Consider the following 19,312-nt stretch of genomic DNA (forward strand, 5'->3'; position numbering starts at 1 on the left):
ATGTAAAAGCTTATTTTTAATGAATTATGGAGTTACTGCAGCTCTACAGTTTTGCGGAACGTATTTGTTCAGAGCCGCACTACTTACAGAACATGTCCATGATACACTACCATCTGTCTGAACTGGTGTGAATGCTATCGATCCAGCATCCAAGTCTGTTACACCAGTACCTTGAATCGCTGCAGTAACTAAACCGTTTGCACCAACTGTAACAGACTCCACGTAGGTAGATTTTATATTAGTAGCTGTTGAATCTAAGCCAACCGCAGCGTTAGAGCTACAGGTACTGATATCTCCAGTAGTGATTGCGCACTCACTAACCGCGGTCTTTGCTGAACCCGCAAAAGTAATAACCTCACTCATTTTCGCTCGCGTTGTATAATCCTGATAAGCAGGCAGTGCTACTGCTGCTAAAATACCGATGATTGCTACTACAATCATTAATTCAATTAGGGTGAAACCCTTTTGGTTTTGTTGTGTCATTGTTTGCATGTTTCCTCTCCTAAAGGATAATGTTGTGGTAAGCCAAACGGGTATAAGTTTTAAAACTATAACTTATGTGTTTACTTAACCTGTTACTACAAAAATAAAATCATTTTGCCAAATTTAGTGCTGCGCTTGAGTGGTAAAATATTTGCCGCAAATACAGCACGCTATATGGCGATTACGTACTAACTTGACCCTTATTTGAGTATAAGCCTAACTATTAAAAGTTAGTTATAACCCGTGTAAGTTACAAGTTAATTATAAAAATAAACCCTGTCGCTTATTTTTACTCTGTCCCTTATAAAGGCTTTTTCACTCTTTTTAACTAATTAAAAATTTAAAACTAGTCAATATGGATGAGTCTAACACTGTTTATTGCGCTTTTGTATGTAAAAACTTTATAAAAAACGCATTAATTTAATAACTTGTTACAAATAATCCTTTTGAATTATTTAATGCCCTTTTTTAAAAGCTGTCAATCAATTAGCGCAAGAATATATAAATAAATTTTACATTATTTATTCAAATCGCATCGATAAATCGATTGATTGTAAATTTTTTGTAAGCGCACCACTTGAGATAAAGTCGACCCCAGCTTGCGAGTAGGCTTTTAGTGTTTCTAGAGTCATATTGCCTGATACTTCTAATTTAGCGCGCTTATTTGTAATGTTAACTGCTTGTCGTATTTGCTCTGGGTTAAAATTATCTAACATTATAATGTCGGCGCCAGCGTTAATGGCTTGCTCTAGCTCATCAAACGATTCAACCTCAACCTCTATAGGTTTATCGGCATGATTTAGCTTAGCTTGAGCTACTGCGTTATTAATTCCTCCACAAGCAGCTATGTGGTTTTCTTTAATTAAAAACGCATCAAACAATCCAATTCGGTGGTTTGCACCGCCACCACACTTAACTGCATATTTTTGCAATGCTCTTAACCCTGGAATGGTTTTACGAGTATCGAGTAGTTGCGTGCTAGTACCACTTAGCTCTTTTACATAATGCGCTGTGGTGGTAGCTGTGCCAGAAAGCGTTTGTACAAAATTAAGTGCGGTGCGCTCGGCCGTTAAAATAGCGCGAGCAGAACCGGATGCGGTAAATAGGGTGCTATTGGCACTAACAAAGTCGCCATCGTTAACGCATATGTTTACAACCACACTTGGGTCGACTTGTTTGAACACTTCTATGATTAGATCTTTACCACAAAAAATGCAGTCTTCACGAGTGATCACTTTCGCATTAGCTTGCTCTGCTTGAGGAATAAGCTGTGCGGTAATATCGCCTTGTTCTGCGCTTTGGTTATTTAGGTCTTCATCCAGTGCTAAGGTAACAAGTTGGCTAATTAGGGTATGCGAAATAGACATGAAAAAGCTCATAGTAGATAATAAATTAACTAAATTTTACTCTGTTTAATTACTAATTAGAAGCAGCTAACAACTAAACTAAAAAGCCAGCGCTTAAATAACGCGTTAATCATATTTTATCGTTTAGTATTACGCTATCTTTATGGGATTAAATCTATTAGCATCTTGATATACATCAATTTTGGTTGATTAACCTGAGCGCTGCGAGCTACGGGTAACGGGATGCGGGTAACGGGCTATGGGCAGCGGGCTACATAAGTTTTAAATAAATAGTATGAAAATAGATTCTTTAGGCGTTATAAATAATATTAGCCAGCGGGCGTGTAGCCACTTTGATGAGCGACCTGCTCACTGCGATATTTCGCTGTTGGTTATTCATAATATTTCATTACCCGCTGGGCAATTTAACACTTCTTACGTTGATGACTTATTTATGGGGTGTATTGATTGTAATGCGCACCCTAGCTTTAGTGACCTAGAAGGGCTTAGAGTATCAGCGCATTGTTTTATTAAGCGCTGCGGCGAGATTATACAGTACGTGCCTTTTGAAAAACGTGCATGGCACGCGGGGCGTTCCTGCTTTGCGGGGCAACAAAATTGTAATGATTTTAGTATAGGTATAGAGCTTGAGGGCACAGATACAACTAATTATACCGATGGTCAATATCAAAGTTTAGCCACATTGGCGCAAGTTATAATGCAGCGCTACCCAAAAATAACAGCCGGTAATATAGTAGGGCACTGCGATATTGCCCCTGGGCGAAAAACCGACCCTGGGGCGAGTTTTAACTGGCGTAAATTTTTTAACCTAATTGAATAACTAAGTAAAGCGAGTAGCAACATGGTTTTGGTTTCAATAATAATAGCACTGATACTTGAGCGTTTAGGTGCTCGCTCTGCGCATTGGCAAATGAGTTATTACGCTAATGGCTACTTAACTCGCTCTGTTAATTTATTGACCAATAAAGGTTTATTTGGCACAGCTACGGGGTTTTTAATTTGGCTATTCCTGCCTGTGATTGCTATTGGGTGTGTGTATTTTTTATCTGACTTTGTACTTTGGCAGCTTGTTTTTAATGTGGCAGTGTTATTGGTGTGCTTTGGTTGTGCTAAACAGCGTGCTTTGTATAAGTCGTACCTCAATGCATTAACTCGAGGTGATCAAACTGCAGCTACCTTATACGCTTTGCAATTGGGACAAAAGCGCACTGAGGAGCAACAAGGAGGTGAAACCTTAGGGCAAACGCTGGCTTGGGTTAACTTTCGATTTTATTGTGCGGTTATATTTTGGTTTGTGGTATTGGGTGTTGTCGGTGCTGTTTTTTATGCGCTAGTGCGCACTTTTGCCGACTTAGTGAGTGACAATCGTGATGAAGTAATTGCTAAGCATTTTAAGTTAATCCACCGTTTATTGTTTTGGCTAGATTGGCTCCCAGCGCGTATTACCAGTTTTGGTTATTTAGTGATTGGTAACTTTAATAAAGGGACTAGTTGTTGGCTGCATTACGTGTTTGACTTTTCAAGCCCTAATCGCAAGGTGGTTACTTATACGGGGCTAGCGGCTGAACAAGTTGAAGAGCGCTACTATGGTTGCACCTTTGAGGCCACCTGCATGATCAAACTGGTTAAGCGAAATGTACTTTTTTATTTAGTATTAATTGCCTTAATGACTTTATTTGGTGGTTTAAGTTAAAGAGCAGGGGTTAGGTTCTAGGTATTAGTTGGCGGGCTACGAGCAATGAGCAACGGGGAACGGGCTTAAAACCTTTGATCTTTAACCTAGACCCTAAATATGCGGGAGGTAAACTCTCGATTACAATAAAATAAAGGTATGTTTGTATGAGGCGCTACGTTTTATCCTACTGCCGAACCCCGAACCCCGAACCCCGAACCCCGAACCCCGAACCCCGAACCCCGAACCCCGAACCCCGAACCCCGAACCCCGAAAATTAAAATCAGCTGGTCTGACCATTTGTTTTTCATCTTATTAACCTTTCTTTACCCTCTGTGATCTGTGTATTATTTGAACTTTGTTTAAATTACGTTACGCTGGCCTTAGGGCTTTAAAACTGCTGTAAATTGACAGTAATTACGGTTTTTGATAACGTATGGCAAAATTTGGTATGACCAATTTACCTTTTGGTCAGGTCATTCAGTTAAAAGCCTTATTTAATGGGCTGCTAGCACTTATACAACGCGGACGTTGATTGATGTCTTTAAAAATTAAAGCGGCAAAATTATCTGATGTTATTTTACAACAACTTGAGAACATGATTCTTGAGGGGTCGTTAGCATCAGGAGAAAAGTTACCACCGGAGCGTGAACTCGCTAAGCAATTTGAAGTGTCGCGTCCGTCGTTGCGTGAAGCCATTCAAAAGCTTGAGGCAAAAGGGCTTGTAACCCGTCGTCAAGGTGGTGGAACGTATGTAAAAAATCAATTGGAAGAGGGGCTGACTGATCCGTTGTTTGATTTGATCAGTAAACACCCCGAATCGCAATTTGATTTATTAGAATTTCGTCATGCGCTAGAGGGAATTGCGGCTTATTACGCAGCACTTCGCGGCACAAGCAACGATTTTGCAAAAGTAAAACAGAGCTTTGATCAGATTGCATTAGCTAAAGATGAATTAAAGCAAAAAGCCAAAGCGATTAATGACTTTCATTTTTGCATCGCAGAGGCGTCTCATAACGTAGTGTTACTGCATTTAGTAAGAGGGATGCAAAGCTTACTTGAGCAGAATGTTTTACAAAATTTAACGGTATTACTTAAAAAGTCAGATATAAGCAGCCAATTAGCTGAGCATAGACGCTTATTAATGGATGCAGTGATTGACGGTAATCCTGAACAAGCTCGCTTAGCGAGTAATGCGCATTTAGCCTATATTGAAGAAGCATTGCTTGAAGCGGGTAAAGAGCATTCGCGAATTGAACGTAGTTTAAGACGCACCAAACAAAATTAAGCAAGTACATTCACTGTTAACTTGAGTTAACAGTGAAGTATTCAATACATAAAATTAGTATTTTAAACATAAGGAAACCTCCATATGTCTGAAGTCAATAAAATTGACGTAGACGCGCTAGAAACACAAGAGTGGTTACAAGCTCTTGAATCGGTTGTGCGCGAAGAAGGTGTTGAACGAGCTCAGTTTTTACTTGAGCAAGTGTTAGAACAAGCCCGTTTAGACGGTGTTGATATGCCAACAGGCATTAACACAAACTACGTTAATACGATTCCGGTTGATCAAGAACCTGCCTACCCTGGTGATGTAAATCTTGAGCGCCGTATTCGTTCAATTATTCGCTGGAACGCGATTATGATTGTATTGCGTGCATCGAAAAAAGATCTCGACTTAGGCGGCCATATGGCGTCTTACCAATCGTCTGCTGCATTTTACGAAGTGTGTTTTAACCATTTCTTTAAAGCGCCAAATGATGTTGATGGCGGCGATTTAGTTTATTACCAAGGTCATATTTCTCCGGGTATTTATGCGCGTGCATTTGTTGAAGGGCGTTTAAGTGCTGAACAGCTTGATAATTTCCGTCAGGAAGTAGATGGTAAAGGCCTACCTTCTTACCCTCATCCTAAATTAATGCCTGAGTTTTGGCAGTTCCCAACGGTATCTATGGGCTTAGGTCCAATTTCTTCAATTTACCAAGCGCGTTTCTTAAAGTACTTAGATGGCCGTGGCTTAAAAGACACTAAAAACCAACGTGTATATGCGTTTTTAGGTGATGGTGAAATGGATGAGCCAGAATCACGTGGTGCTATTTCTTTTGCTGCCCGTGAAAAGCTTGATAACCTATGTTACTTAATTAACTGTAACCTACAGCGCTTAGATGGCCCTGTAATGGGTAACGGTAAAATCATTCAAGAGCTAGAAGGCCTATTTAAAGGCGCTGGCTGGAATGTTATTAAACTTGTTTGGGGCAGCGGTTGGGATATTCTGCTTGCTAAAGACACCACAGGTAAATTACTACAGTTAATGAACGAAACTGTTGATGGTGATTACCAAACATATAAAGCGAAAGATGGCGCGTACGTACGTGAACATTTCTTTGGTCGCTACCCAGAAACAGCAGCGCTTGTTGCTGATATGACCGATGAAGAAATTTTCGCCCTTAAGCGCGGTGGTCATGAGCCTTCAAAGCTGTTTGCCGCCTTTAAAAAAGCAGAAGAGACGAAAGATCGCCCAACAGTGATCCTTGCTAAAACAGTAAAAGGTTACGGCATGGGTGAAGCGGCTGAAGGTAAAAACATTGCGCACCAAGTTAAGAAAATGGACATGTCGCATGTGGCTCACTTACGCTCTCGTTTAGGCTTAGATGATTTAGTATCTGAAGAGCAATTAAAAGAGCTACCATACTTAGAGCTTGAAAAAGATTCTCCAGAGTACAAGTACCTTCATGCACGTCGTGATGCGCTACAAGGTTACACGCCAACACGTATTGCCAAGTTCTCTGAAAAGTTACAGTTACCAGAAGTAGATGCGTTCAAGCCGTTACTTGAAGAGCAAAAGCGTGATATTTCAACCACTATGGGCTTTGTACGTGCACTTAATATCTTATTAAAAGATAAAGGTATTGGTAAAAATATTGTGCCAATTATTGCCGATGAAGCACGTACTTTTGGTATGGAAGGTTTATTCCGTCAAATCGGTATTTACAACCCACATGGCCAAAATTACACCCCTCAAGACCGTGATATTGTTTCTTACTACAAAGAAGCAACCTCAGGGCAGGTATTACAAGAAGGGATTAACGAGCTAGGTGCAATGTCGTCATGGGTTGCTGCTGCAACATCATACAGCACCAACGACTTACCGATGATCCCATTCTACATTTACTACTCTATGTTTGGTTTCCAACGTGTAGGTGACATGGCATGGATGGCAGGGGATCAACAAGCACGTGGTTTCTTATTAGGTGCTACAGCGGGTCGTACAACGCTAAATGGTGAAGGCTTACAGCACGAAGATGGCCACAGCCACATTCTTGCAAACACGGTACCTAACTGTATTTCTTACGATCCTACTTATGCATTTGAAGTAGCGGTTATCGTGCAAGACGGTATTCGTCGTATGTACGGTGAAGAGCAAGAAAACATTTACTACTATCTAACGCTAATGAACGAAAATTACCATCAGCCAGCAATGCCAGAAGGCGCTGAAGAAGGTATTCGTAAAGGTATCTACAAGCTAGAAAGCTACGAAGGTAAAAAAGCCAACGTACAGCTATTAAGCTCAGGTACTATCATGACTGAAGTGCGTAAAGCTGCAGCAATTTTAAGCGAAGAGTTTGGTATTGCGTCTGATGTTTACTCAGTAACTTCATTCAATGAACTTACCCGTGATGGACAAGATGTTGAACGTTTCAACATGCTTAACCCAGAAAGCGAGCAAAAAACGCCATACATCACTAGTGTATTAAACGATTCAGTAACTGTTGCTGCAACGGACTACATGAAAAACTACGCAGAACAAGCGCGTTCATTTATTCCAAGCAATAACTACAAAGTATTGGGTACAGATGGTTACGGTCGTTCAGACAGCCGTGAAAACCTACGTCGTCACTTTGAAGTTAACGCAAGCTACGTGGTAGTTGCGACATTATCTGAACTTGCTAAACGTGGTGAAGTTGAAAAGTCAGTGGTTGTTGAAGCAATTAAAAAATTCAACATCGACACTAACAAACTAAATCCACTGTACGCATAAGAGGTTTGCAATGAGTATTGAAATTAAAGTACCTGATATCGGTGGCGATGAAGTAGAAGTAACCGAAATACTAGTGAGCGTTGGCGATAAAGTTGAAGTTGACCAATCACTATTAAGTGTTGAAGGTGATAAAGCTGCGATGGAAGTACCTGCTGAACAAGCCGGTACGGTAAAAGAAATTAAAGTAAATGTGGGTGACACTGTTACCACAGGCACTTTAGTGTTCACCTTTGAAGGTGAAGCGCAAGATTCTGCTGCTGACTCTAAAGAAGCTGAAAAAACCGAGGAAGCAGCACCTGCTGCGTCATCGGCTTCATCAACCAAAGAAGTCACTGTGCCAGATATTGGTGATGACGAAGTTGAAGTAACTGAAATTATGGTTGCAGTTGGTGATAGCGTAGAAGAAGAGCAATCTATCTTAAACGTTGAAGGCGACAAAGCGGCAATGGAAGTACCAGCACCCTTTGCCGGTACAGTAAAAGAAATTAAAGTAAATACTGGTGACAAAGTGAAAACGGGTTCATTAGTATTTGTTTTTGAAGTGTCAGGTGGTGATAACCAAAGTGCCCCTGCAGCTGATTCAAAAGCACAAGAGAAGACTGCTGAACAAACATCGGCATCAAGCACTAAAGAAGTTAGCGTGCCTGATATTGGTGATGACGAAGTTGAAGTAACAGAAGTGATGGTTGCGGTTGGCGATAGCGTAGAAGAAGAGCAATCTATCTTAAACGTTGAAGGCGACAAAGCAGCTATGGAAGTACCGGCGCCGTTTGCAGGTACTGTTAAAGAGATTAAAGTAGCGACTGGCGATAAAGTTAAAACTGGCTCATTGATTTTTGTATTTGAAGTGGCGGGTAGTGCACCAGCTGCAGCACCTGCAGAAAAATCAGCACCAGCGCCTAAAACAGAATCTAAGCCGGCAGCTCAGGCTGAGTCAAAACCAGCAGCATCATCTGCTAAAGCAAGCTCTGAAAGCTTTGAAAACAATAGCGCTTATGCACATGCATCGCCAGTGGTTCGCCGTTTAGCACGTGAGTTTGGTATTAACCTTGCTAACGTTAAAGGCACGGGCCGTAAAAACCGTGTTGTTAAAGAAGACGTGCAAAACTATGTTAAGCAACTGGTTAAGCAAGTTGAGTCTGGTCAAGTATCAGCAGCTAAAGGCAATGCGGGTGGCGGTGAGCTTGGTTTAATTCCATGGCCAAAAGTTGATTTTGCTAAGTTTGGTGAAATAGAAGAGAAAAAACTCTCTCGTATTCAAAAGCTGTCAGGTAAAAACTTACACCGTAACTGGGTGCAAATTCCACATGTTACTCAGTTTGATGAAGCTGATATCACGAGCCTTGAGCAGTTCCGTAAAGAGCAAAATGCCCTTAACGAGAAGAAAAAGCTGGGTGTTAAAATTACGCCACTTGTATTTGTAATGAAAGCAGCTGCTAAAGCGCTTGCTGAGTTCCCTACATTTAACTCATCGATTTCAGAGGATGGCGAAAGCTTAATCCTTAAAAAGTACATTAATATTGGTGTAGCGGTTGATACGCCAAATGGCTTAGTTGTACCAGTGTTTAAAGATGTTGATAAAAAAGGCATTATTGAACTATCTCGTGAACTAATGGAAGTATCTGTTAAAGCGCGTGATGGCAAGTTAAGTTCATCAGATATGCAAGGTGGTTGTTTTACTATTTCAAGCCTAGGTGGCATTGGCGGTACGGCATTTACGCCGATTGTGAATGCGCCTGAGGTGGCAATTTTAGGTGTGTCAAAATCTGAAATGAAGCCTAAGTGGAATGGTAAAGAGTTTGAGCCTAAGCTAATGGTTCCACTTTCAATGTCTTACGACCATAGAGTGATTGACGGTGCACTTGCTGCACGCTTTACTGTTACTCTTGCAAGTTACATGAGTGATATACGCCAGTTAGTGATGTGATCACTACAGAGTGAGTAAAATCAAATCCCAGCCAGTTGTTTTTAGCTGGGATTTTTATCATTTGCAATGATACAATATTTGCACAAATGCCCTTTTCTGCCTTGCAGAAACATGGCAGTTAAATTTTGGGGCTGTGTCCCGTTCAAACAATAAAGGTAATAGCATGAGCAACGAATTAAAAACTCAAGTTGTTGTACTAGGCGGTGGTCCTGGTGGTTACTCTGCGGCTTTTCGCGCTGCTGACTTGGGCTTAGAAGTTACATTAGTAGAATCTCGCGAGACATTAGGCGGTGTATGTCTTAATGTTGGTTGTATTCCTTCTAAAGCACTTTTACACGTAGCTAAAGTGATTGATGATGCTGCAGAAATGTCATCTCACGGCGTTACTTTTGGCGCACCAAAAATTGACTTAGATGAAGTTCGTTCTTGGAAAGACTCTGTTGTTGGCCAGCTTACAGGTGGCTTAGACGGCATGGCTAAAATGCGTAAAGTAAAAGTTGTATCTGGTTACGGTAAATTTACTGGTAGCAACACTTTAGATGTTGAAGGCGCTGACGGTAAAACAACCATTACCTTTGATAACGCAATTATTGCTGCGGGTTCTAAACCTGTAAACTTACCTTTCATCCCTGAGGATGATCGCGTTATTGATTCAACGGGCGCGCTAGAGCTTAAAGATGTTCCTGAAAAGCTACTTGTTTTAGGTGGTGGTATTATCGGTCTTGAAATGGGTACGGTTTACCGTGCACTAGGTTCTGCAATTGATGTTGTAGAATTTGCAGACCAACTTGTTCCTGCTGCTGATAAAGACATCATTAAAATTTACCAAAAGCATGTTAAAGACAAGTTTAATGTAATGCTTTCAACTAAAGTAACTGGCGTTGAAGCAAAAGACGACGGTTTATATGTTACGTTTGAAGGCAAAAATGCACCGGCAGAGCCAGTACGTTACGACAAAGTACTTGTTGCTGTAGGTCGTACACCAAATGGTAACATGTTAGACGCTGATAAAGCGGGTGTGAATGTTGATGAGCGTGGTTTTATTAACGTTGATAAGCAATTACGTACTAACGTAGAACATATTTTTGCGATTGGTGACTTAGTGGGTCAACCTATGCTTGCGCATAAAGCGGTTCATGAAGGCCATGTTGCAGCAGAAGTTATCTCTGGTCAAAAACATTACTTTGACCCTAAGTGTATTCCTTCAATTGCTTATACTGACCCTGAAATTGCATGGGCGGGTGTAACTGAAAAAGAAGCGAAAGAGCAAGGTTTAAGCATTGAAACAGCTGTATTCCCTTGGGCTGCATCGGGTCGTGCTATTGCTTCTTCACGTACTGAAGGTTCTACTAAGCTTATTTTTGATAAAGAAAGCGGCCGTATTATCGGTGGTGCTATGATTGGTATTAACGCAGGCGAAATGCTGGGCGAAATCGGTCTAGGTATTGAAATGGGTGCAGATGGTGAAGACCTAGCGCTAACAATTCATGCTCACCCAACATTGAACGAATCAATCGGCCTTGCTGCTGAAATTTTTGAAGGTTCAATCACTGATTTACCAAACAAAAAAGCAGTTAAAAAGAAGAAGTAATTTCTTTTAGTTAATCGCGATAAAAAACCCAAGCCTCGGCTTGGGTTTTTTGTTTTTATAGCCTCAGCGTTTAGCAAAAGATTGTTCTATCTAGCGTAGCGTCTCTATGGTGCAAAAACAAAGACTAAAGCATATCGAGCTGCGAGTGCCGGGCAACAGGCAACGGGCTTAAAGCCTCAAAATTAAACCTGCGCGAGATAAATTCACGCCTGCAACATAAAAGTTATGCTTGCAAAAAGCTCGGTGTTTTATTTTACTAGCGCCCGCAGCCCGCAGCCCGCAGCCCGCAGCCCGCAGCCCGCAGATATCTATTTCCTTTTATTTTAGCTACAATGCGCAGCCATCAATTTATAGGTAAATACCCACAGTGACCCAGAGTTTAAAAAATTCAGTTTTAGCATTACGTGCTCAGCAAATAAGTGAATCTCGACGTGAGTTTAATGCCCGTGGTGGAAAAATGGATCGTTGTGAACAATGCTTAATTGCCAAGCATTACTGTATTTGTGAGGGCGCTGAGTACGCAAGCTGCAGCGCTGCAGTATGCTTACTTATGTATCATAATGAAAGTTTTAAACCGTCTAATACAGGGCGTTTAATTGCTGAAATAGTGCCTGATAATCACGCGTTTCGTTGGGATAGAACCTCCCCAGATCCTGCTTTATTGGCATTGTTGAATAATGATAAATATCAGCCTTTTGTGATTTTTCCGGCTGAAGATGTTGAAACTGATAGGGTGGTAACCCAGGTTGAAACGCATGCAGGTAAACAGCCATTGTTTATATTTTTAGATGGTACATGGCGAGAAGCTAAAAAAATGATTCGTAAGAGTCCTTATTTAGATAACTTACCTGTGCTGTCTATTACCTCAGAAAAACTCTCTGATTACCGATTACGTGTAGCGCCTCATGCTCATCAGTTAGGTACGGCAGAAGTGGCTATTATGGTATTAGCATTGGCTGGTGAAGTTGATGCGAGCACTAAATTAGAACAGCATTTTATTAAGTTTCGCGACGCTTATTTACTTGGTAAGCGTAACAAAGGCAGGCCCGAATAAAGTGCAGGGTATTAATACGAAAAAGCTGAATTTGACGCTTGAGTATAGCCTAAACATATATAATTTGGCTGACCGCTGACTTTCAGGCAAAAGAAAAGCGCGAACCATCTCTAGTCGCGCTTGCGGAATCTTCTAACTTTGTTGCATCCTGCAATTGAACCTAATCAACTCCAATTTTTACGATCCGTGTTATTACAATATTACTTTCTAGTTCTATGTAATATAGGCTATCCGGGCCTGTCTCCATAAATCCCTAAAACATCCTGTAAGGTAAAATCTATTACCAATCCTTATTGCACATCCGAGTGCATTCCCTTTGTTACCATTCCGTTGTGTTGCCTTTAAGGCCTGTCCTTTTTGTTCCCTATCCTTTATAAACAACTATTCCGCTGTTGTTATCCATTATGCATCATCCTGATGCTATCCCTTGTGCAATAATCCATTGCGATACTCATCCTGAGCCTGTCCTTAAATCCCTGTTATCCTAAAAACCAAACCTTGGTATTCGAGTAGTTAATCCGTTTCCATTTACTCGGTAAGCGTCGTTGCTTATTTATGGGTTAATTATAGAGAGTGATTTGCAGTAAATGTAGGATAAAACCGCTTATGGTTTATGTTCTTACAAATGAAATATTTATAAATTATTTAAAATACAATGGCTTGCTGTATTTATGGGGTGTTATGTAGGGTGTTTTTACTCATTTACTGCCATAAGCGTAAGAGATATCTTACAAGGGTTTTCTTTTTTGGGCGTATTTATCACTAAGTAATTATATAAAGTGTGCACTTTTTAGTTCATCGCGGTAAAATTAATGATAATAATTATTAGTCAGGTAAGAAAATATGAAAAAAACACTCGCGCTTGTTGTTGGGTTAATTATCTCAGCACCTGCTGTTGCAACCGATGTTGTGAATATTTACTCATTTAGACAACCTTTTTTAATTAAACCTATTTTAGATGATTTTACACAGCAAACAGGCATTAAAACTAATGTTGTGTTTGCTAAAAAAGGCCTAATCGAGCGTGTTAAGCGTGAAGGCAAGCACAGCAAAGCAGATTTAGTTTTAACGTCTAACTTTAGTGCGTTAATTCAGTTAGAAGAGCTAAAGCTAACGCAAACTATTGAGAGCGAGCAGGTTAATAATAATGTGCCGGCTGCATTTCGTGATGGCGATGGTCAGTGGGTGGCGCTCACTAAACGAGTGCGTAATGTTTACTCTTCAAAAGAGCGTTTAGGTCCATTACCTGAGCTGAGTTATGAAGATTTAGCCGAACCTGAATATAAAGGTCAAATTTGTACTCGCTCTGGTAAGCACCCGTACAACTTAGGGTTAGTGGCTTCCATGATTGCTCATCATGGTGAAGTCCAGACTAAAACATGGCTTGAGGGTGTAAAAGCTAATTTAGCGCGTAAGCCGCAGGGAAATGACCGTGCGCAAGTTAAAGCCGTTAAAGAAGGTTTATGTAATTTAGCTTTAGGTAACAGTTACTACTTAGGTAAAATGTTGCAAGATGAAGCGCAAAAACCGTGGGCAGATGCGGTTAATATTAATTTTCCAAACCAAACTAACCGTGGTTCGCATATTAACGTATCGGGTGCGGTAATTACTAAGTATGCTAAAAACCCTGAAAATGCCTTGAAACTTATAGAGTATATGACCGACAATAAGGCGCAAAATATGTATGCCTCGCTCAATATGGAGTACCCGGTCAAGCCAGGTGTTAAGCTTTCAAGTTTGGTTGCATCATGGGGAAGCTTTAAGGAAGACAGCTTACCGCTTGATGAAATTAGCAAATATCGTCCATTAGCCCTTAAGCTAATTGATGAGGTGAAGTTCGATCTTTAATGACTTATAAATTTCAGCTGTCGAAGTGGCAGCTTATTGCGTGGTCGACAGGGTTATTACTGTCGACCCCGTTGTTTTTTCTGCTAGTAGAATCTTTACAAGGCGACTCAGAGGTATTTACCCACCTGTGGAATACCGTGCTGTGGGACTATATAAGTAATACCGTATTGCTGGTTTTAGGTGTAGGGTTACTTAGCTGTCTGATTGCGTTGCCACTGGGTTGGCTCACCGCTTATTGCCGTTTTCCTGGCAAACAACAGTTTGAATGGGCATTGATGCTGCCGCTTGCCATGCCTACCTATATTATTGCTTATGTGTACACCGATTTACTCGACTACGCGGGGCCGGTACAAATAACACTAAGAGAGTGGTTTGGTTGGCAATCACCCAGTGATTACTGGTTTTTTGATATACGCACTTTGCCAGGGGCTATCATCATGATTGCGCTGGTACTCTACCCGTATTTATATTTAATTTTTAAAACTGCACTACGTGAACAGTCCTTTAAGTTAGTCCAAGCAAGCCAATTAATGGGATTAAGTGCATGGAAAAGCTTTTTTAAAGTAAGCTTGGTGCTTTCTCGTGGTGCTATTGTTGCTGCGCTTGCTTTGATCAGTATGGAAACTATGGCTGATTTTGCTACCGTTAGCTACTTTGCAGTCAGTACATTAACCACCGCAGTATACGATACTTGGTTTGGTTATTACTCCTTAACTGCAGCAGCAAAAATTTCAGGGGTGATGTTGTTACTGCTATTCTTAGCATTGATCACCGAGCGTTTTAGCCGTCGTAACCAAGCTGTATTTGAACGTCAATCGAGTGTGAACAGTGAGGCACTTTATATTCTTAAAGGTAAGTCTGCATGGTTAGCAACGGGGTTTTGTAGCCTTATTTTAATAATCTCATTTATTATTCCCATGGTTGTTTTGCTCAAGTATGCAATCACGTATTTTGATCAAGCGTGGAGTAGTGAATTTTTTAGCTATGCATGGCAAAGTTTGAAAGTGGCCGCAGTAGTGAGTGTAGTGACTATTGTTTTGAGTGTTTTAGTGGTGTTTTATCAGCGCATTGCAAAACAAGCAAACCCACTTATACCTGGGCGCCTAGCAAGTACCGGGTATGCACTCCCTGGGACAGTATTAGCTATTGCTGTATTGTTGCCACTCACCCTATTAGAAAATACTATTAACCGCATTCTGACTCCTTATAACTTAGATATTGGTTTATTACTTACTGGTAGTTTACTAACGATTACCTTTGCTTATATTGTGCGTTTTTACGCAGTTGCTCATGGTGCTATAGAGTCGAGCTTTTCACGCATTAGCCCCTCGCTTGATATGGCAAGTCAGTCAATGGGGAAAAGCCAAGGCCACACATTACGCTTAGTGCATTTGCCTTTATTACGCCGAGGCTTATTAACCGCTGGTTTATTGGTATTTATTGAGTGTATGAAAGAGCTGCCCGCAGCCTTACTGCTAAGGCCTTTTGATTTTGAAAGTTTAGCTACGCACGTGTTTCAATATGTTAGCGATGAACAATTAGAGCTGGCCTCCATATCAGCTTTATTTATAGTGGTGGTAGGTTTTATTCCGTTATATTTTATTAATCGTTCAATGGAGCAACGTAGTTAAATGAGTAGTTTGATTTTACAAGGTGTGAGCTATGCATATAACGGGACTAAGGTTGTAGATGATTTAGACTTAACCTTAGGTAAAGACGAAATAGTGTGTTTACTCGGTGCCAGTGGCTGCGGCAAAACCACCACGCTTAAAGCCATTGCAGGGTTAATTGAAGCCAAACAAGGACAGGTATTTATTGATGGTAAGTTAGTCAGTGACGCCAATACATTTGTGTCACCAGAGCATCGTAATATTGGCATGATGTTTCAAGACTACGCATTATTCCCACATTTAACGGTGGCGAATAATATTGGCTTTGGTCTAAGCAGTATGAGCAAAACGGATAAACAGGCTCGCGTGGATGAAATGTTAAAACTTGTGCACTTGGTTGGCTGCGCGGATAGGTATCCACATCAACTCTCTGGTGGTCAACAGCAACGGGTAGCGATTGCGCGTGCATTAGCTTATAAACCCAGCTTACTATTGTTAGATGAGCCGTTTTCTAATATTGATACCCAAGTCCGCTTTGAGTTAATCGCTGATATTAGGCGTATTATTAAAGCTCAACAAGTGTCGGCAGTATTTGTTACTCACTCAAAAGAAGAGGCGTTTGCATTTTCAGATACACTTGCTGTTATGCACCAAGGTAAAATTGCGCAGCAAGGAACGCCAGAGCAGCTTTTTGCTAAACCAAGTTCAAAGGAGGTTGCAGAATTTCTGGGTCAGGGCATATACTTAAGCGCAACTGCATTAACAGCCACTGAATATGAAACGCAGTTTGGTGTGGTTAAATCAATACTGCCACAGCAACACTCAGTGGCTGAAAAGGGGGTTATTTATGTGCGTCCACACCAGCTTGAGCTTGCCAGTAGTAACAATAACGAACTGCAGTGTGAGTGCGTTACAATTCTAAGCAGTCGCTTTATTGGCTCTGCTTATGTATATACTGTCGTTATTGCTGAACAAGAAATAGAAGTTGCAGCTCAGTATGGCCAGTCATTTGAAATTAATGAACAGGTTATAATAAAAATAAAACCGCACACGGTGAATTTTTTTAAATCGTAATTAATCACTGTGTTTTGCTCTAAAAAGTAAGGAATAACAATGGCGCAAGCGCAATCAGGGATTTGTGCTGAAGCAAACTTACACGGTTTGCACTTATTTTTTAATGTACTTGATGGTCACGACGAATCACTTCGCGCTAAGCTTAAACAAGTGAGCGATATTGAAGATGAGTTTAGTGATCAGTTTTCTGAATCTATGCTTTCTTGCATGGTGGCAATTGGTGCGCAATATTGGCCGCATATCTTACCTGATTTCATGCCAAGCGAGCTGCAAAGCTTTCCTAATATTACCCATAGCGAGTTTGTTATGAGTGCAAGGCCATGTGATTTGTTTGTGCAAATCCGCTCAGACAGAGAAGACGTGAACCACTTGTTTGCACTACAAATACTCAAACTATTCACCCCTGATGTTGAGCTGGTAGAGCAAGTTCGTAATTTCCGTTTTTTAGATGGTCGTGATTTTAATGGTTTTATTTATGCGGGCGATACCCCACATGGCCGTCAAAAACGCGTAACGGCGTTAGTAAACAAACCTGATAGTTTTGAAGATCAAGGTAGTTACATTCATGTGCAGCGCTATAAACATGACTTGAGCCTGTGGCAGCATTTGTCATTACATGAACAAGAGCAAATAATGGGTCGTACACGCCTTGATAATACCTTGCTCAGCCCCGCACTTGAGAGCAGCCATGCAACCCGAAGTGAATTAAAAGACGAACAAGGTCAGGCACTGTTACTTAACCAAAGCATGCCTTATGGCGATGTGTATGAGCAAGGTATGTTAGTGATCACTTGCTCTGCTAAAGGGGATGCATTCGAAAAAGTGCTAACTAGTCGACTAGGGCAGGGAGAGAATTATGATCACTGGCTTGATTTTACTCAGGCGGATATGGGCTCTGCATTTTTTGCCCCCTCAGTACGATTTTTAAAGCAGTTATAACAATTACAAAACGGCTATGTATTATTCATAGCCGTCTTTATTACAGCGTTAGTGATTAAACCGTATCAAATAAAATACGAACACGCTCTAGTGTGAGGTCTATTTCTGAGATTTTAGCTGGTGCGATAAAAATAGTATCATCGCCAGCAATAGTACCTAGTACGCCATCTGCTTTGCCTAATGAATCAAGTAAACGCGCAATGAGTTGAGCAGCTCCAGGACTGGTGCGAATAATAATCATCATTTCGTTATGCATAATATCAATAACGAGCTGGCGTAATGGGCTCTTAGCGGTTGGTACCCCCATTTCGGCGGGTAAACAGTATACCATTTCTTGTTTTGCATTACGGGTGCGTACCGCGCCAAACTTACTTAACATTCGCGACACTTTACTTTGGCTAATATTATCAAAGCCTTGCTCTTTTAACGCATCAACTATTTCGCCTTGTGAGCCAAAGTTTTCTTCTTTTAAAAGTGCTTTAAAGGCTTTAACCAATGCTTCTTGTTTATCTTGTGGTTGCATAGTGTCTAATTAGTTATGTAATAGATACTGCAAATTCTACACAAAAATGCATAATTATGCAGCAGTTGTTTGCTTAAGTTGCCATTTTGCTGCGTTTAAACAGCAAAGTTTACAACTATGGTCGAAAATATAGCTAAAATAAGCAGGATAAATTTGTTTTTAGTCGTTAATTTCTTTATCTTATGAACCACAAATATTTCCTACCTCAAATCACGGAGAATTCCAATGAAAGTTGCTGTATTAGGTGCTGCAGGCGGTATCGGTCAAGCGTTGTCTTTATTATTAAAAACAGGTTTACCAGCTGGCTCTGAATTATCACTATATGATGTTGCGCCAGTAGTTCCTGGTGTTGCTGTTGACCTTTCTCACATCCCAACAGATGTTAAAGTTGCAGGTTTTGGTGCTGACGATTTAGATAAAGCATTAACAGGTTGTGATATCGTTCTTATCCCAGCGGGTATGCCACGTAAGCCAGGTATGGATCGTGCTGATTTATTTAATGTTAACGCTGGTATCATCAAAACACTAGCAGAAGGCATTGTTGCTAACTGTCCTAAAGCGCTTGTGGGTATTATTACTAACCCAGTTAACGGCACTGTACCAATTGTTGCTGAAGTATTTAAAAAAGCAGGTACTTATGATGCTAAACGTGTATTCGGTATTACAACACTCGATGTGATCCGTTCTGAAGCGTTCATTGCTGAGCTTAAAGGCGTTGACGTAGCAAGCGTTAAAGTTCCAGTAATTGGTGGCCACTCAGGCACAACTATCCTACCGTTACTTTCTCAAGTTGAAGGTGTTACTTTCACTGATGAAGAAGTGGCTGCACTGACTCCACGTATCCAAAACGCGGGTACTGAAGTAGTTAATGCTAAAGCGGGCGGTGGTTCTGCAACATTATCAATGGGTGCTGCTGCTGCACGTTTTTGTATGTCTTTAGTTAAAGGCTTACAAGGTGAAGACGTTGTAGATTATGCATACGTTGCTGTTGAAAATGGCGATGCAGAGTACTTCGCACATCCAGTACGTTTAGGTAAAAATGGCGTAGAAGAAATTCTTTCTTACGGCACACTAAGCGCATTTGAAGAGCAAGCAAAAAATGACATGCTTGAAACTCTGAAAAAAGACATTAAAGAAGGTGTTGATTTTATGGCGTAATAGCCAAAATTAACCCATAAAAAAGCC

15 protein-coding genes are annotated in these 19,312 nt (G+C 40.8%); 12 read left to right on the forward strand and 3 right to left on the reverse strand.

What is annotated here, in order from left to right; genetic code table 11:
- Positions 1 to 24: 24 nt before the first annotated feature.
- Together MTF66_RS23080 and nadC are read right to left on the reverse strand one after the other, a co-directional pair.
- Positions 25 to 492, reverse strand: coding sequence for a pilin (locus MTF66_RS23080; RefSeq protein WP_138623048.1), 468 nt, complete (start codon positions 490 to 492; stop codon positions 25 to 27).
- 512 nt (positions 493 to 1,004) lie between these two features.
- A complete protein-coding gene (gene nadC / locus MTF66_RS23085; RefSeq protein WP_138623050.1) occupies positions 1,005 to 1,850 on the reverse strand; it encodes a carboxylating nicotinate-nucleotide diphosphorylase in 846 nt (281 codons plus the stop codon).
- 274 nt (positions 1,851 to 2,124) lie between these two features.
- On the opposite strand from nadC, the gene ampD reads away from it, so the two are divergent.
- From ampD to MTF66_RS23140, 11 genes are all read left to right on the forward strand, one after another.
- Positions 2,125 to 2,670 (forward strand): 1,6-anhydro-N-acetylmuramyl-L-alanine amidase AmpD, encoded by a 546-nt coding sequence (gene ampD / locus MTF66_RS23090; protein WP_138623052.1) that lies wholly within the window; start codon positions 2,125 to 2,127, stop codon positions 2,668 to 2,670.
- A gap of 21 nt (positions 2,671 to 2,691) precedes the next feature.
- On the forward strand, positions 2,692 to 3,543 hold the full coding sequence (gene ampE, locus MTF66_RS23095; RefSeq protein WP_138571131.1) for a beta-lactamase regulator AmpE: 852 nt from the start codon (positions 2,692 to 2,694) through the stop codon (positions 3,541 to 3,543).
- A gap of 517 nt (positions 3,544 to 4,060) precedes the next feature.
- On the forward strand, positions 4,061 to 4,810 hold the full coding sequence (gene pdhR / locus MTF66_RS23100) for a pyruvate dehydrogenase complex transcriptional repressor PdhR (RefSeq protein ID WP_214553521.1): 750 nt from the start codon (positions 4,061 to 4,063) through the stop codon (positions 4,808 to 4,810).
- Between the two features lie 84 nt (positions 4,811 to 4,894).
- Positions 4,895 to 7,561: a pyruvate dehydrogenase (acetyl-transferring), homodimeric type gene (gene aceE / locus MTF66_RS23105; RefSeq protein ID WP_138571132.1), complete on the forward strand. Its 2,667-nt coding sequence runs from the start codon at positions 4,895 to 4,897 to the stop codon at positions 7,559 to 7,561.
- Positions 7,562 to 7,571: 10 nt separating this feature from the next.
- On the forward strand, positions 7,572 to 9,488 hold the full coding sequence (gene aceF / locus MTF66_RS23110; RefSeq protein ID WP_248528920.1) for a pyruvate dehydrogenase complex dihydrolipoyllysine-residue acetyltransferase: 1,917 nt from the start codon (positions 7,572 to 7,574) through the stop codon (positions 9,486 to 9,488).
- A gap of 163 nt (positions 9,489 to 9,651) precedes the next feature.
- Entirely contained in the window at positions 9,652 to 11,079 is a 1,428-nt protein-coding gene (gene lpdA, locus MTF66_RS23115) for a dihydrolipoyl dehydrogenase (RefSeq protein ID WP_008114944.1), read from the forward strand.
- A 367-nt stretch (positions 11,080 to 11,446) separates the two neighbouring features.
- Positions 11,447 to 12,133, forward strand: a complete 687-nt coding sequence (locus MTF66_RS23120; RefSeq protein WP_138623096.1) for a tRNA-uridine aminocarboxypropyltransferase — start codon at positions 11,447 to 11,449, stop codon at positions 12,131 to 12,133.
- Between the two features lie 843 nt (positions 12,134 to 12,976).
- Positions 12,977 to 13,981, forward strand: a complete 1,005-nt coding sequence (locus MTF66_RS23125; protein ID WP_248528922.1) for a Fe(3+) ABC transporter substrate-binding protein — start codon at positions 12,977 to 12,979, stop codon at positions 13,979 to 13,981.
- Entirely contained in the window at positions 13,981 to 15,612 is a 1,632-nt protein-coding gene (locus tag MTF66_RS23130; RefSeq protein WP_248528924.1) for an iron ABC transporter permease, read from the forward strand. The genes MTF66_RS23125 and MTF66_RS23130 overlap by 1 nt, the downstream gene beginning before the upstream one ends.
- A complete protein-coding gene (locus tag MTF66_RS23135) occupies positions 15,613 to 16,665 on the forward strand; it encodes an ABC transporter ATP-binding protein (protein WP_248528926.1) in 1,053 nt (350 codons plus the stop codon).
- Positions 16,666 to 16,704: 39 nt separating this feature from the next.
- A complete protein-coding gene (locus MTF66_RS23140; RefSeq protein ID WP_054201945.1) occupies positions 16,705 to 17,604 on the forward strand; it encodes a Dyp-type peroxidase in 900 nt (299 codons plus the stop codon).
- Between the two features lie 55 nt (positions 17,605 to 17,659).
- Here the strand turns inward: MTF66_RS23140 and argR are convergent, their stop codons facing one another.
- Positions 17,660 to 18,127 (reverse strand): transcriptional regulator ArgR, encoded by a 468-nt coding sequence (gene argR / locus MTF66_RS23145; protein WP_008466460.1) that lies wholly within the window; start codon positions 18,125 to 18,127, stop codon positions 17,660 to 17,662.
- A 225-nt stretch (positions 18,128 to 18,352) separates the two neighbouring features.
- Between argR and mdh the strand changes: the two genes are divergently transcribed.
- Positions 18,353 to 19,285 carry a malate dehydrogenase gene (mdh, locus tag MTF66_RS23150; RefSeq protein ID WP_008466462.1) on the forward strand — a complete coding sequence of 311 codons (933 nt, stop codon included), beginning with the start codon at positions 18,353 to 18,355 and terminating at the stop codon, positions 19,283 to 19,285.
- Positions 19,286 to 19,312 lie beyond the last annotated feature (27 nt).

It is taken from the genome of Pseudoalteromonas sp. 2CM39R (assembly GCF_023161845.1).

Excerpts from the sequence above, each read along its gene's own strand:
- MTF66_RS23080 (WP_138623048.1), bottom strand. The coding sequence starts at position 492 with ATGCAAACAATGACACAACAAAACCAAAAGGGTTTCACCCTAATTGAA.
- nadC (WP_138623050.1), bottom strand. The coding sequence starts at position 1,850 with ATGTCTATTTCGCATACCCTAATTAGCCAACTTGTTACCTTAGCACTG.
- ampD (WP_138623052.1), top strand. The coding sequence starts at position 2,125 with ATGAAAATAGATTCTTTAGGCGTTATAAATAATATTAGCCAGCGGGCG.
- ampE (WP_138571131.1), top strand. The coding sequence starts at position 2,692 with ATGGTTTTGGTTTCAATAATAATAGCACTGATACTTGAGCGTTTAGGT.
- pdhR (WP_214553521.1), top strand. The coding sequence starts at position 4,061 with ATGTCTTTAAAAATTAAAGCGGCAAAATTATCTGATGTTATTTTACAA.
- aceE (WP_138571132.1), top strand. The coding sequence starts at position 4,895 with ATGTCTGAAGTCAATAAAATTGACGTAGACGCGCTAGAAACACAAGAG.
- aceF (WP_248528920.1), top strand. The coding sequence starts at position 7,572 with ATGAGTATTGAAATTAAAGTACCTGATATCGGTGGCGATGAAGTAGAA.
- lpdA (WP_008114944.1), top strand. The coding sequence starts at position 9,652 with ATGAGCAACGAATTAAAAACTCAAGTTGTTGTACTAGGCGGTGGTCCT.
- MTF66_RS23125 (WP_248528922.1), top strand. The coding sequence starts at position 12,977 with ATGAAAAAAACACTCGCGCTTGTTGTTGGGTTAATTATCTCAGCACCT.
- MTF66_RS23130 (WP_248528924.1), top strand. The coding sequence starts at position 13,981 with ATGACTTATAAATTTCAGCTGTCGAAGTGGCAGCTTATTGCGTGGTCG.
- MTF66_RS23135 (WP_248528926.1), top strand. The coding sequence starts at position 15,613 with ATGAGTAGTTTGATTTTACAAGGTGTGAGCTATGCATATAACGGGACT.
- MTF66_RS23140 (WP_054201945.1), top strand. The coding sequence starts at position 16,705 with ATGGCGCAAGCGCAATCAGGGATTTGTGCTGAAGCAAACTTACACGGT.
- argR (WP_008466460.1), bottom strand. The coding sequence starts at position 18,127 with ATGCAACCACAAGATAAACAAGAAGCATTGGTTAAAGCCTTTAAAGCA.
- mdh (WP_008466462.1), top strand. The coding sequence starts at position 18,353 with ATGAAAGTTGCTGTATTAGGTGCTGCAGGCGGTATCGGTCAAGCGTTG.